The sequence below is a fragment of the Bacteroides intestinalis genome, from assembly GCF_003464595.1.
GTDB classification, from domain to species: Bacteria; Bacteroidota; Bacteroidia; order Bacteroidales; family Bacteroidaceae; genus Bacteroides; species Bacteroides intestinalis_A.
In genome coordinates this window covers 131,305-145,676 of sequence record NZ_QRZF01000007.1, presented here as the reverse complement: position 1 = coordinate 145,676, position 14,372 = coordinate 131,305, and the positions used below count along the sequence as shown (strand labels likewise).

The window sequence follows — 14,372 nt, the reverse complement described above, 5'->3', positions numbered from 1 at the left end:
ATGAAAGAAAAAGGAATTAAAAACCTTATTATTGATTTTGGCGGTGTGTTGATCGACTTGGACCGTCAGCGTTGTATTGAGAATTTTGCAAAGTTAGGTATGCCCAATGTAGAGGCTATGCTCGATGTTTGTCATCAGCAAGGTTTCTTCTTGCAGCATGAAAAAGGACTGATTACCAGTGCGGAGTTCCGGAATGCGATCCGTGAACAGATAGGGAAGGTAGTGACCGATGCCCGTATAGATGCTGCCTGGAATAGTTTCTTGGGAGGTATTCCTACCTATAAGTTGGATTTGTTGTTGAAGCTGCGTGAGAAATATGTGGTCTATCTATTGAGCAACACCAATGAAATTCACTGGAAGTGGTCGTGTAAGCATGCTTTCCACTACAAGGCTTTCCGGGTAGAAGATTATTTTGAGAAGATTTTCCTTTCTTATGAAATGAAGATGGTAAAACCGGACGTTGCTATTTTTGAGAAACTGTTGGAAGAAACAGGCATAGATCCCAAAGAAACTTTCTTTATAGATGATTCTTCTGAGAATTGTCGTGTGGCGGAAACATTGGGTATTTCTACCTACACGCCGAAAGCATGTGAAGACTGGAGTCATTTATTTAGTTGAGAATTGAAAATTGAGAGTTAAAATGCAGTTGCTTCGTAACATACCGGAAGTGCTTCCTCAGCCTTGTGTTGCTACCATAGGCTTTTTTGACGGAGTGCATCGAGGACATCGCTACCTGATTGAACAGGTGCGCGAAGTAGCTGCTGCACATGGTTTTGCTTCAGGAGTGGTGACTTTTCCTGTGCATCCGCGCAAGGTTGTACAGCCGGAGTACCACCCTGAACTACTGACTACTTGTGAAGAAAAGGTTTCCTTGCTCGCTGAAACCGGCTTGGATTATTGCATGATGCTTGATTTTACTCCTGACGTTGCCATTCTTTCAGCGAAGGAGTTTATGTTGTTCCTTTACAGTCATTATAATATACGTGCTCTTGTTATAGGATACGACCATCGCTTTGGTCATAATCGTAGTGAAGGCTTTGATGACTATGTACGCTATGGGCAGGAATTGGGGATAGAAGTTATTCTTGCACGTGCATATATAGATAAGGATGTTGCGGTCAGTTCTTCTGTTATCCGGCAATTGCTGTCAGAAGGTAACGTCTCGGAAGCTGCTGCTTGCTTGGGATATGATTATTTCTTGAATGGCATGGTAGTAAGTGGTTATCGTGTCGGTCGTAAAATAGGTTTTCCTACTGCAAATCTCCGGGTGGATGATCCGGATAAGTTAGTTCCTTCCGATGGGGTATATGCGGTTCGTGTTACTGTGGCAGGTCAGATTTATGGCGGTATGCTCAGTATTGGCTATCGTCCCACAATAGCTAACGGTACTGACCGTAGCATTGAAGTGAATATATTTAATTTCCATTCAGATATTTACGAACAATATATCTGTCTTTCTTTTGTCCGTTATCTCCGTCCTGAGTTGAAGTTTGATTCCATAGACGAACTTATTGCCCAGCTTCATAAAGATAAAGAAATGGCTTCTCGTTATCTTTAGTTTCCCCTTTCTCTTTTATATTTCTTGCATGATTATCGAAAAACACACTTTTATTATTGTTTTTCGATAAATATTTTCTGTTTTACTTGTTAGTCTCAAAAAATACCTCTTTATTTGCATATCGAAAAACGATAAATTATTATTGAATAACAAAACATATAAAGGTTGACGATTATGAAAAAGGCATTTATGAGTATCTCTTTATTAGTGATTTCCCTCTCCATGTTGATGGCTGTTCTTTGTGGTATAGGAGCTACAGTTTGATGATTTAATAGAGAAAATATATCTTTGTAGACTCTAAAAGACGACAACGATGAAAACGGCAATAAAACTGGCTCTTATTTACTTCGCGATGCAAATTATTGGAGTATTTGTAGTGGGACCATTGGCTAGAGGTTACGCGTATATAGAATACGGTAGCGTAGAAAGAGCTGGTGAGTTGGCTGCAGCTCCTACCTTATTAGCAGGAATAATTTTCATGTCGATTTATTTGTGGAAACAAGGCTATCTGACCAATGATAAACGGTTATATTCGTTTGTATCTGCGAGCTATTTATTCTGGAGCGCCATAATGGGGCTTTCTATGATTTACCTGGTTGACTACCTGATGTCCCATCTTTCATTTTTACCTGATTGGTATAAGAATACTTTTGATATATTGCAATCCGGTTGGCTGGGTATTGTTTGTGTGGCCATACTGGGGCCCATCCTTGAGGAGCTGCTGTTCCGGGGAGCAATCACTAAAGTGCTGCTGAAGAAATATAATCCGCTAACGGCTATTTTGGTCTCCGGGCTGATATTCGGTATCTTTCATGTGAATCCGGCACAAGTTGTAGGAGCTATACTGATTGGTTTTGTTCTTGCATGGATCTATTACAGAACACATAGTCTGATACCTTGTATCCTGATTCATATCATGAACAACAGTCTTTCTGTCTATCTTTCTCTCAAATTCCCGGATGTGGATTCTTGTAGTGAATTGATTGGAGAAAACTCTTATTTGATAGGATTGATAGTTGCTGTCGTTTTATTATTATTGTCATGGAGAATGATGAATACTTATAAATTATCTAATACAACTACTGAAATATGAAAAGGAGATTGAATATTCTTTGCGTGATCGTATTGCTCGTGCTGGGTTATTCGGTTTTGGAGACTACTTATTATGTCGGTTTGGGAATTAAAACCGGGATCGAGAAAGGTATTGACTCCAAGATTGATGCAAAAGCTAAAGAAGAGATTAGCAATGTGCAAGTCGTGCAACTGGTGCCAAAAGATTTGGGCGGTGATATCTTAATTGATTCTGTTTACAATGAAAAATCTGGTGAATACGTACCTGCTGCTTACGGGCAAATGATTGTCAGCGTGAATACACAACCCAGTGTCTTGTCAAGAATTATCTCTCTCTTGATTATTCTTGCGAACTACGTTACGATTATTTGGGCTGTAGTGCTCTTCATTCGCCTTATTGTGTCAATCAATAGATCAGATATCTTCAATTGGAAAAATGTCCGTCGCCTCAGGCGTTTAGGAGTGCTGCTTATTATTGGTTTTGTATGCACCTTCCTTCTTGCGTTTCTGAGTTTCCATAACGTGGAAAAAGTCTTTTCAGTGCCGGGTTATTCATTGAGTATGGCGGATATGGCGCATATTACTTCGCTGGTATTGGGGATTTCAACCTTGATTGTGGCAGAAGTATTCGCTATTGGACTGAAGATGAAAGAAGAACAAGAATTGACAATTTAAAAATACGATACGATTATGAAGAGATTTAGAATATTGGGGATATTAGCGATACTGGTGATTGTAGGAGATTTTGCAATCTCTTTTACTGCCGGTTGGCAAGAAGAACGTGACAGTTTTTTGGCGGGAAGTAAAAGTGCCCGTGCGGAAACACCAGCCTTATACACGCCTGAAGGTATCCCTGTGGAGGTACGACCTCTGGAAACAACGATATTGGATTCATTGCGCAATAGTAAAATGAATGAGAATCTTCCCTACAAAATAGATAAAGTAAGTGTGGCAATTGTTCCGTCTACCTGGAGTAATATTGTGTTTTGTTTTGTTGGATTTGTTGCTTTGGCTATTCTTGCCGGAATTTATTGTCTGATACGGGTGTTAATTTCCATATCGAAGCGTAATGTGTTTACTCATGAGAATGTGGTGAGAATGCGTGTATTCACTTATTCTTTATTAGCCTTTAGCATCTTGAATGCGTTGATGGAATGGCTGAATTATATTGAAGTGGTGAAACAAGTGAGTCTGCCCGGGTATGAAATAAAAGGCTTCAGCATGTCGGAAGATTGGCTGTCATTGATGGTCATTGTCCTCTTTACCGAGATATTTGCCGTAGGTGTGAAAATGAAGGAAGAACAAGATTTAACCATTTAACCTAACCTGCTAAAATATAGAATTATATGATTATAGTAAACCTTGACATAATGATGGCTCGACGAAAGATATCTTTGGGAGAGCTGGCGGAGAAGGTGGACATCACCCCTGCCAATCTATCTATTCTGAAAACAGGAAAGGCAAAAGCAATTCGCTTCTCTACGCTGGAAGCGATTTGTAAGGTACTGGACTGTCAGCCGGGAGATATTCTGGAATACGTGGATAGTGATTAACGGTTAGTGGTTAGTGATAAGTACGTTGGCTGTGACTTATCACTAACCGCTAATGACTAATCATTGTCTTCTTGCCTTGAAAGCCAGTGCGTACATCCGCATCTGTTTTACCATAGACAGCAAACCATTGCTACGAGTAGGAGAGAGGTGTTCTTTCAATCCTATTTTATCGATAAAGTAGAGGTCAGCATTCAGAATCTCATCCGGTGTATGTCCGGAAAGAACTTTCATTAGCAATGCAATGATACCTTTTACAATCAAAGCATCACTTTCGGCTTTAAAGATTACCTTTCCATCCACTTCGTCGGCTTGTAGCCATACACGGCTCTGACAGCCTTCAATCAGATTTTGTTCCGTTTTATATTTTTCGTCGAGCGGTTCCTGCTCGTTTCCTAAGTCTATGAGGAGTTGGTAGCGATCCATCCAGTCGTCAAAGTCGCTGAATTCGGCGATCACTTCGTCTTGTAGTTCGTTGATACTCATTTGCAGATTTATGATTTATAATTTATGATTTATTTCTCGCTGTAGATTACTTGCATTACCGTTTGTCCTACTGCTTGCAATGTAGCCTTATCAATGGCATCCATGTCATCTTTCACAGTATGCCAGTACTCAAAGAAATCACCTTCCGGATAATAAGGAACGATATCAATGGTTGGAATTTTGGCATACTTGTTGATGAATGTATGGTCATCGGTCACGAAACCGCCTTTTTTCTGTACAAAATAGCGCCCGAAACCTAAAGCATTGGCTGTTTTCCAGACTTTCTCATTGACATTGGGAGCTACTTCATGAGACAAACCTTCATAACGGAATTCTGCATTCTTGCCCCCTACCATATCCAGCAGTATACCGAAGCGTGCATTATATCCTTGCACATGCGGATTACGTGCCCAATACTGTGAACCGAGTCCCCAGTATTCCTCTTTATGCGGGCCGTTGTAAGCCTGGTGTGTTCCATAATCTTCAGCATCTACAAAAACAATATCGATACCCATTTCCGGCAACTGTTTCTGTAAATGACGTGCTATTTCCAGCAATACGCCTACACCGCTAGCACCGTCATTGGCACCTAAAATGGGTGTATAATGCTTTTTAGCGTCCGGGTCAGCGTCTGCCCACGGACGGCTGTCCCAATGCGAAAAAAGGACGATACGCTTTTTCGTATCCGGTTTGTAGGAACCGATGATATTGCGGGCTTTTAATAATGTACCAGTATAGGCAGGTAAGTCTACATATTGGTTAGTGACCTTTGCACCAAATTCAGTCAGTTTATCTGCCAGATAATTACCGCAATCCACGTGCGCTTTCGTATTGGGAACGCGTGGCCCGAAGTCAACCTGTGCTTTTACATACTGATAAGCACTGTCTGCATTGAACTGTGGAACATTGACAGGGTTTTCGGCAGTTGCTTCCGTGTCGTCGCTTGCCTTCTTGGTGTTGTTGCTGCATGCTATGAATGCAAGCAATACCAGGCATAAAGGGATGAGAGTATAATTCCGTTTCATTCTTTATCTAAATTAAAACTTAGTTTCACTTCTTTTTTTCCGGTCTCCAACGTTACTTCTGCTCCGTTTATCATGGGTAGGTTCATACTGACATGCCCTACCGGGAAATTAAAGCAGACGGGGTAATCGTACTCTTTTACAAGATCGGCAATGGCACCGTATAAATCCTTACCGAGAGACTTATTTTCTTCATATTCCGTAAACTGGCCTATGATGAGTCCGGAAAGTTTTTCTAATATACCGCCCAATTTCAGGTTGTAGATCATACGTTCTACTGCATGCGGACGTTCGCCTACATCTTCTATAAAAAGAATGGTTCCTTCGGCAGGAATATCGTAAGGTGTGCCGCGCAATCCATAAAATACGGACAAGTTACCACCTCGCAAAATGCCGTTGGCAGTTCCTTTGTGATTTAATTTATGTCCCGGACAAATATAGTTGAAACCATTTTCCAAGGTTTCTACAGATTCTGCTGTTTCCGGATTAAAATGTCCGAACAGTATATCTTTGAGTGCCAGCGTGCAGAAATCATCTTCGGGTTCTACCGTCAGATGGCGTGCCATCAGCGCATGGAGTGATGCGAAACCTTCTTTCTGCAGTACATTGTGCAATGCAGTGATATCACTAAAACCAATTAGCCATTTGGGATGTTTACGGAAACGGGTAAAATCGAGTTTCCCTAACAAGTGCACTGCCCCGTATCCACCACGGCTACAGAGAATGATTTTGGCTTTTTCATCATCCAGGGCATCCTGCAAGTCCTCCACCCGTTGCTTGATGCTACCCCCATACGTTCCGTGTGAACTACCGGCATGTTTAGCCATTACTACTTCCAGTCCCCAGGACTTCAAACGTTTTTGGGCTCCTTTCAAAAAAGACTTGTCTATCTTGCTGGAAGGAGAAAGGATGATGACGCGATCACCTTTTTGTACGTATGGTGGAAAAATAAGGCTGCTCATAATTCAATATTTTGCGTATGGGGACAAAAGTACATAAAATAACTCAAAACGAAATTTAGTTTACACCACAGATTACACAGATTAACACAGATTTATTCTAATAGTGGGAAAAAGTGATAATCTGTGTAAATCGATGTAGTCTGTGATAAAAACTATCAAAATGAAATTGAGATTATGAAATTTCCAAGGATGTTATGCTGTATTTCTCGACATTTTTTCAGATATTTGCTAAAAATCTAACGTTATGGAACCTATTCGAAGCTTTGATCAATTAACCTCACACTTGAAATCCTTAAACAAGAGGAAACGTATTGCCGTAGTTTGTGCCAATGATCCCAATACGGAATATGCCATTGCCCGTTCTCTGGAAGAAGGAATTGCGGAATTCCTGATGATCGGTGACTCTGCTATTCTTGAAAAATACCCTACATTAAAGAAATACCCCCAGTACGTCAAGACGGTACATATAGAAGATTCCGATGAGGCTGCGCGTGAGGCTGTCCGTATTGTACGCGAGGGTGGAGCTGATATCCTGATGAAAGGCATTATCAATACCGATAACTTGCTGCATGCCATCCTTGATAAAGAGAAAGGTTTGTTGCCTAAAGGTAAAATCCTGACTCATCTGGCTGTAATGCAGATTCCTACGTATGATAAGCTGCTGTTTTTCTCGGATGCCGCCGTAATTCCGCGGCCTACTCTGCAACAACGTATAGAAATGATTTGGTATGCCATTCATACCTGTCGGCACTTTGGCATCGAGCAACCCCGCATTTCACTGATCCACTGTACGGAGAAGGTAAGTGCCAAGTTCCCCCATTCGTTAGATTATGTCAATATCGTGGAGTTGGCAGAGGCCGGAGAATTTGGAAATGTGATAATAGATGGTCCGTTGGATGTGAAGACTTCCTGTGAGAAGACAAGCGGTGATATCAAAGGTATTGCATCTCCCATCAATGGGGAGGCGGATGTGTTGATATTCCCTAATATTGAGTCGGGTAATGCCTTTTATAAAGCTGTATCTTTGTTTGCCCATGCTGATATGGCAGGTCTGTTGCAAGGCCCTGTATGTCCGGTAGTATTGCCCTCGCGTAGTGATTCCGGCCTGTCTAAGTATTATAGCATTGCTATGGCATGCCTCACTTGTGCCTGTGACTAAAGTGGCAGGATGATAAAATTGGTAATCCCAATTGTAAATTGTAAATCGTCAAATCGTAAATTATGAAAATTCTTGCTATCAATCCCGGTTCTACTTCAACAAAGATTGCAGTATACGAAGATACTACTCCACTTTTGGTACGTAACATCCGCCATTCGGTGGAAGAGCTTTCCCATTTCCCCCGTGTTATCGATCAGTTTGAGTTTCGCAAGAATTTAGTAATAGAAGCCTTGAAGGAGAATGATATTCCTTTTGAATTTGATGCTATCGTAGGTCGCGGGGGATTGCTGAAGCCCATCCCCGGTGGGGTGTACGAGGTAAATGATGCCATGCTGGATGATATTACCCATGCCATGAGAAGTCATGCGTGTAATTTAGGATGTCTTATTGCTTCAGAATTGGCTACTTTACTCCCCGGTTGTCGTGCCTTTATAGCCGATCCCGGTGTAGTGGATGAATTGGATGAGATAGCACGTATCACAGGTTCTCCGCTGATGCCCCGTATCACTATCTGGCATGCTTTGAACCAACGCGCCATTGCCCGCCGTTTTGCGGCTGAACTTACGGCTGCTTCTCCCGATCATCCGGTCCATTATGAGGATCTGAATCTGATTATCTGTCATTTGGGTGGTGGAATTTCTGTTGGGGCTCACCATTACGGGCGTGCCATTGATGTGAACAACGCTCTCGACGGTGAAGGCCCTTTCTCTCCCGAACGTGCAGGTACATTGCCTGCCGGGCAGTTGATTGATCTTTGTTATTCCCATCGTTTCAGAAAGGATGAGTTAAAGAAACGTATTTCCGGTCATGCCGGGCTGGCAGCTCATCTTGGCACTACGGATATACCTGCTATCATAAAGTCTATTGAAGACGGAGATGAAAAGGCAGAATTGGTACTGAATGCCATGATATATCAGGTTGCCAAAAGTATTGGAGCTGCTGCTGTTGCACTTTTCGGTAAAATAGATGCAATCTTGCTGACGGGCGGTATTGCCCATTCGGAGTATGTTATTTCCCGTTTGAGAGAGCGTGTTTCTTTTCTTGCCCCAATACATGTGTACCCTGGAGAAGATGAGTTGGAAGCGCTTGCTGTTAATGTTTTGGGAGCATTGCGTGGGGAGTTGCCGATACAAGTCTATAAGTGATGATTAGAAGGATATAAGTCCGACGGTTGTTTCATTCCATGAAAATTATGTTTATGTCGAATGGTAACTTCATTTACATACTGAGGTAAAGGTCGTTACATACCGAGGTAAAGAGCGTTACAATATGGGGTAAATGCCGTTACATCCTGCGGTAAATGCTTTTACATCCTGAGATAAATGATCGGTAAATGTAATGCGTTGATAGAAAAGGAGTAAAGCCCCCCAAATGACTTTACTCCTTCCAATCTTCTTTTCCTCGTAAACTAATACGGAGAAAACACCACTAATCAAAATTCTATACCTTGGTCTTATTTGAAATTAGAAATTGTTCTTTCCGGTATCCCACCAGAGACGGGTACCACCAGTATCCAGACCGCCTAACTTGCTAACCAATGCATCATATAACGGCTTGTTGTTCGTGATATAGTCCTGGTTGAAGAATACACGACGAATCATATCATCTGTACTAATGGCGTTGCTGCTGTTATTTACTACTACTTTGAAGAGTTTCGGATAGCCGGTGCGGCGTTGCTCTGCCCAAGCTTCGCAACCTTCGGGATAGATAGCCAGCCACTTTTGGGTGATGATTCTTTCCAGTTTTGTTTCATTATCGGCGGTATTATCCCATTTCGGAGTGATACTGGTAGTTGCTTTGGCATCAAAGTTCTTATCGAATGTATCTACGTAATCAGCAGGAGTGTTTTCACTTTCCAAATATTCACTTACGCCACTGGCATCCCATTGTGCAAAGGAAGTAGTGACACCTTGTTTGTAGCAACTCTCCACGTCTTCAGACGTGAAGCCTCTCAAGGCAGCTTCTGCGCGGAGGAACCATATCTCGGCAGCAGCCATTACTATAATCTTGCTGCTGGTGGTGATGGTGGTTCGTGAGTGGGTGGAGTAACGATTGTCTCCTACGCCTGTTCCCTGGCGCACACCTTTAAACTTGCCTTCGATGCTGGTCAGTTGTTTCACACCGGCCACGGTTTGCGTGATGTTGCCATCATTGTCTCTACCATCTTGTGCGGCATTAAAATAAGACTTCAGGCGCGGGTCGTCATATCCTTTCAGGAAAGACTCCAAGCTGGCGTTCATAAATACTTCGCCCCAACCGGAAACACCACCCAGCGGGTTGCGGATTCCATATTGGCCTACTGTCTCGTTAGATGTTTCCAATACACCGCCATTCTGTGCGTCTAATGCAGCCTGAGCTTGTTCTTTGGCTAAGGTGGGATCTACATTGGATACACGCATTGCCAGGCGCAAGCGGAGAGAGTTGGCAAACTTCAGCCATTGTGCAGGAGTACGTTTGCCTTCCGGCATCATGAAGTCGGCACTTTCAAAAGATACGCCGCCTTTATAATCCTTCAGAATATTGATAGCTGTTGCCAGGTCTTCGAAGAAACGTTTGTAAACTTCCTGCTGAGACTGGGGAGCTTGTGCGGCAGTGCCGAAACCATCATAAAGGATAGGACCATAATAATCGCTTACACGATGCAGGAGGGCTACTTTCAACACTTTGGTAAGGGCATGATACAAGGGCCAGTCTTCGGCCGTGTTCAACTCTTCGGAATCAGCAATGGAAGGCATGACATTACCGTAGGCATAGGTCCACATGGCGCTTGTCCAACCATTGTTCAGGTTGTAGGTAGAGTTGTTCTGATTGAACGCACCATTCATGTCGTGGAAGAATCCGCCGTACATATCGGCTACCAGGTTCTGTATCACTTGATATTGCCAGTCGGTTCCTTCTACACCCGTCTGGTAAATAATACCTTTTTGGATGGTAGAGAAAGGTACCAGGTTAGTCTGGTTGTCATATTTCTGCAAATCGTCTGTATAAGCTCCTTTTGTATCGTTGAATCCGGCAAAATTATCGGTGCAGGATGAAAGACTTAAAAGTCCACCCAAAAGTAGTACGGCTGTATATTTTATCTTATTCATATCGTTCAGGTATTAGAAAGTGAGTTTAATATTGAATCCAATGTTTCTCGTTGAAGGCATACCATAAGTATCCAAACCTTGGTTATCATTACCTACGGACATTGTTGCGTCCGGGTCGAACGGGGCATCTTTGTAGATGAAGAACAGATTACGGGCCACCAGTGAGAGGTCTACACCTTTGATGAATCCTGTCTTTTCGAGCATCTGCTGTGGGAAGGAGTAGCCTAACGACAACTCACGCAAGCGGATGTTAGTTCCATCGTATCTATAGAATTCGGTGGTACCGTTGCCACGGTCGCCTACCATTTGATAGAAGCCTTGTACGTTCTTGATTTCCTGACCTTCCAGCATGTAGCGATTTGCTGCGCGTGCATCACCGGTTACCTTGCTTACACCTGCATAATCCAGGCCGGCTTGTGTCAGTGAAATAACGTCTCCACCCATACGGGTATCAATCAGGAAGTAAAGTGAAAAACCTTTGTAAGTCAAAGTATTACTCCAGCCGAGAGTCCAGTCGGGATTGAAGTTACCAATCTTGGCTGCCTTATCAGTGGTTACCTGCGGCAGGCCGGCTTTTTTGTTCTTATTGCCATCTTTGTCCGTTGCCGGTTCCAAAAGAATTTTGCCACTTTCATCACGTACAAATACGTTGCCATAGATGTCGCCCAATGAACCGCCTTCTACAACCATCATCTTATAAGGCATACTAACGTTGCCGGAAGCATACTGGAAGTTGGGTGTTCCACCTAGAGATACAATCTCATTCTTGTTAGTAGCGAAGTTGAATTGAGTTTTCCAACGGAAGTTGTCGTTCATCAGCGGAGTGGCTCCTACAGTGACTTCAATACCGGTGTTGCGAATCTTACCTGCATTGATCCAACGGAAGCGGCGCTTTTCGGCAGTCGTGTTCACCCGGATTAATTGGTTCTTGGTATCGGTGCGATAGAACGTAAAGTCGAAATCCAAGCGACTGTTGAAGAATCTCCACTCGGTACCAATTTCGATAGAGGTGCTGATCTCCGGTTTCAGGTCTTCGGCAAAGTAATAGTCGATAGGATTGACTACGCCACCGGCTGTAATAGTCTGTGCCGGGCTGGTAATGCCGATGGGAAGGTCGTTACCTACTTGTGCCCAAGATGCACGGACTTTACCGAAGCTGATCCATGACGGGAGGTTGAGTGTTTGGTTCAAAATCCACGATACACCTACTGAGGGGTAAAAGAAACCGGAACCTTCACTCTTCGTGTTGGCCAGTGTAGACGACCAGTCGTTGCGGGCGGTCAGATCTAAGTAAAGGCTTTCTTTCCAGCCGATTTGTGCTGTTGCAAAGAGGGATTGGATGGTGCGTCTTTGGTCGTTCAGTTCATCGATGAAGGAAGTTCCGGCGCCGCCCAAATTCATGTTGGCAACTGTAAACACGTTTGCTTTGTACAAGCCGGATTTTCCGGAGTCAAGGCTTAGTGAGTTAACTTTCGTAGTGTTGATGCTGCTACCGATGGCTGCATTCAGTGACCAGTCGTTCCAGGTTTTGTTGAACATTGCCATCACGTCGCCGTACATCATGAATTCCTGACGGTTCAGCTTGATGTAACGTCCGTTTTCGTGGGCTACATCGGCTGCTGTGCCGGCGTACATTTTCTGGTCGTAGTTATCGTTGATATAATCTACATTGCCACGTGCTTGGATGGTGAACCAGTCGTTTACCTTCAGGTTGGCGCTCAGTGAAGCCATTGTGCGGAAGCGTCTGTCGTTGCTGGTAACTCTGTTGTTTAGCCAATAAGGGTTCTGAGTGAAACCACTGATGTCTGTATACCAGTTCTGTAAGGGCATAGATCTGTTGGCATCATATCTTTCGAAGCCGTTGTTGTCGCGGTAAACACTCATGTCTTCGCCACGTGGAAAGGAATATAAACCTACCAATGGGTTCATATAGTAACCACCGGAAGTAGGGCGGTTCTTGATTTTCTGGGTCATCAGGTTCACGTTGGCATCCAGCGTCAAGCGTTCGTTGAAGAGGGAAGCTGTTTCGCGGAAAGTGATGTTGTGCTTCTGAAGTTTGTTTACATCAACAATGCCGCTGGCGGTAGTGTTGGCATAAGAGAAGTAGGTTTGCATCTTCTCTTTTCCTACTGTGACGGACAAAGAGTTTGTAGCAGTCACTCCGTTACTGAAGTAGTCGCCCACATTGTCATAAGCTTTCATACTTGCATTTTCGCTGCCCCAGCTAGTTTCGCCACTGGCGCCGTATCTGTTTTGGAATTCGGGTAGGCTGATGGCATGGTCTACAGTGAGGTTGGAAGAGAAGGTGATGCGTTGCATGCCGGCTTTTCCTTTCTTAGTAGTGATAAGGATTACACCATTGGCAGCTTGTGAACCGTAAAGAGCGGCAGCGGAAGCACCTTTTAGGATGCTCATGCTTTCAATATCGTCTGGATTGAGGTTGGAGATACCGTCACCGGAGTCGCGGTTACCGGTATCATTATTGCCACCCATGGCGGAAAAGGCTTGTTCTGATGTGTTATTCAGCATAGGCACACCATCAATGACATATAATGGCTGGTTATTACCGTCAGCGTTGGCAGAACGAATACCACGGATGGAAACCTTGGCAGAACCCCCTAAACCGGAGGAGTTGCGTGTAATAGATACACCGGCGGTTTTTCCGGCCAATGCATTAATCATATTCGGGTCTTTGGCACGTGTCAGTTCGTCGCCGCCCACTTGTTGGGTTGAGTAAGTCAGTGAAGCAGCTTTTTTCTTGATACCCATAGCGGTTACTACAACCGTTTCCAGTGACAGGGCTTCTTCCTGCATCTGTACATTGAGAGTTTGCTGCCCGTTGAGAGCAATCGTTACAGGCTGGTATCCGATAAAGCTGATAACCAGCGTTGCATTAGTCGGTGTATTTAGTGTAAACTCACCGTCTATATTGGTAATGCAACCGTTTGTAGTTCCTTTTTCCACGACATTGGCACCGATAATGGGCTCACCTTTCGTATCGGTAACAACACCTTTCACAGAGATATTCTCTTGTTGTACGGCAGTAATGATTTCACTTGCCTTTTCATTTTGCTTGGTCAGCACTATATTCTTGCCTTCCATTACATATCTGATGTCGGTACCATTAAAAATTTCGTCCAAAACTTCGGACACCGGTTGATTGTCTGCATCTACATTTACGGTGCGGCGCACGTCCACACTTTTCTTATTGTAGACAAACAAATATTCGGTCTGAGCCTCGATTTTATCGAGGATTTCGCCTACTCGTAACTCAGAACGGGGGATGCTGATTCTTGCACTCTGAGAGTAGGTAGCATGGCTGTATGCCTGGAACGTTACAAACAAAAGAAGGAATAGTGTGATCTTCATAGTTCGTAATATTTGCTTAAATACTAAACTTTTTGGGCAAAAAAGCCCATTCAAAGAAATTTTTCTCATATCTTTGTAATGTGTTAAGTTAATAAATTGATTAAGG

Annotated in this window: 13 protein-coding genes; 8 read left to right on the top strand and 5 right to left on the bottom strand. The window is 43.4% G+C overall.

The annotated features are described in order from the left end of the window. The 6 genes from DWW10_RS12245 to DWW10_RS12220 all read left to right on the top strand — a co-directional run bounded on the left by DWW10_RS12245 (window position 1) and on the right by DWW10_RS12220 (window position 4,182). Window positions 1–618 (top strand): HAD family hydrolase, encoded by a 618-nt coding sequence (locus DWW10_RS12245; protein WP_022391469.1) that lies wholly within the window; start codon window positions 1–3, stop codon window positions 616–618. Window positions 619–640: 22 nt separating this feature from the next. Beyond that, window positions 641–1,558 carry a bifunctional riboflavin kinase/FAD synthetase gene (locus DWW10_RS12240; protein ID WP_022391470.1) on the top strand — a complete coding sequence of 306 codons (918 nt, stop codon included), beginning with the start codon at window positions 641–643 and terminating at the stop codon, window positions 1,556–1,558. A gap of 313 nt (window positions 1,559–1,871) precedes the next feature. Next, the gene (locus DWW10_RS12235) at window positions 1,872–2,651 is read left to right on the top strand and encodes a CPBP family intramembrane glutamic endopeptidase (RefSeq protein WP_022391472.1); all 780 of its coding nucleotides are present in this window, start codon (window positions 1,872–1,874) and stop codon (window positions 2,649–2,651) included. Then, entirely contained in the window at window positions 2,648–3,304 is a 657-nt protein-coding gene (locus DWW10_RS12230) for a DUF2975 domain-containing protein (RefSeq protein WP_022391473.1), read from the top strand. Before DWW10_RS12235 ends, DWW10_RS12230 begins: the two co-directional genes overlap by 4 nt. A 15-nt stretch (window positions 3,305–3,319) precedes the next feature. Continuing rightward, a complete protein-coding gene (locus DWW10_RS12225) occupies window positions 3,320–3,949 on the top strand; it encodes a DUF2975 domain-containing protein (protein ID WP_022391474.1) in 630 nt (209 codons plus the stop codon). Window positions 3,950–3,975: 26 nt separating this feature from the next. Further along, a complete protein-coding gene (locus tag DWW10_RS12220) occupies window positions 3,976–4,182 on the top strand; it encodes a helix-turn-helix domain-containing protein (RefSeq protein ID WP_022391475.1) in 207 nt (68 codons plus the stop codon). 60 nt (window positions 4,183–4,242) lie between these two features. On the opposite strand, the gene DWW10_RS12215 is transcribed toward DWW10_RS12220, so the two are convergent. Genes DWW10_RS12215 through DWW10_RS12205 form a run of 3 tightly spaced genes read right to left on the bottom strand, consistent with a single transcriptional unit; the run spans window position 4,243 to window position 6,649 of the window. Continuing rightward, on the bottom strand, window positions 4,243–4,665 hold the full coding sequence (locus DWW10_RS12215) for a SufE family protein (RefSeq protein ID WP_022391476.1): 423 nt from the start codon (window positions 4,663–4,665) through the stop codon (window positions 4,243–4,245). A gap of 29 nt (window positions 4,666–4,694) precedes the next feature. Next, a complete protein-coding gene (locus DWW10_RS12210) occupies window positions 4,695–5,690 on the bottom strand; it encodes a M28 family peptidase (protein WP_022391477.1) in 996 nt (331 codons plus the stop codon). Then, window positions 5,687–6,649, bottom strand: coding sequence for a S66 peptidase family protein (locus DWW10_RS12205; RefSeq protein ID WP_022391478.1), 963 nt, complete (start codon window positions 6,647–6,649; stop codon window positions 5,687–5,689). The genes DWW10_RS12210 and DWW10_RS12205 overlap by 4 nt, the downstream gene beginning before the upstream one ends. Before the next feature lie 244 nt (window positions 6,650–6,893). On the opposite strand from DWW10_RS12205, the gene DWW10_RS12200 reads away from it, so the two are divergent. Both DWW10_RS12200 and buk read left to right on the top strand, forming a co-directional pair. After that, on the top strand, window positions 6,894–7,808 hold the full coding sequence (locus DWW10_RS12200; protein WP_022391479.1) for a phosphate acyltransferase: 915 nt from the start codon (window positions 6,894–6,896) through the stop codon (window positions 7,806–7,808). Window positions 7,809–7,870: 62 nt separating this feature from the next. Further along, window positions 7,871–8,953: a butyrate kinase gene (gene buk / locus DWW10_RS12195; RefSeq protein ID WP_022391480.1), complete on the top strand. Its 1,083-nt coding sequence runs from the start codon at window positions 7,871–7,873 to the stop codon at window positions 8,951–8,953. 318 nt (window positions 8,954–9,271) lie between these two features. Here buk and DWW10_RS12190 read toward each other — a convergent pair whose 3' ends face one another. Together DWW10_RS12190 and DWW10_RS12185 are read right to left on the bottom strand one after the other, a co-directional pair. Continuing rightward, on the bottom strand, window positions 9,272–10,897 hold the full coding sequence (locus DWW10_RS12190) for a SusD/RagB family nutrient-binding outer membrane lipoprotein (protein WP_022391481.1): 1,626 nt from the start codon (window positions 10,895–10,897) through the stop codon (window positions 9,272–9,274). Window positions 10,898–10,909: 12 nt separating this feature from the next. After that, window positions 10,910–14,335: a TonB-dependent receptor gene (locus DWW10_RS12185; protein ID WP_022391482.1), complete on the bottom strand. Its 3,426-nt coding sequence runs from the start codon at window positions 14,333–14,335 to the stop codon at window positions 10,910–10,912. Window positions 14,336–14,372 lie beyond the last annotated feature (37 nt).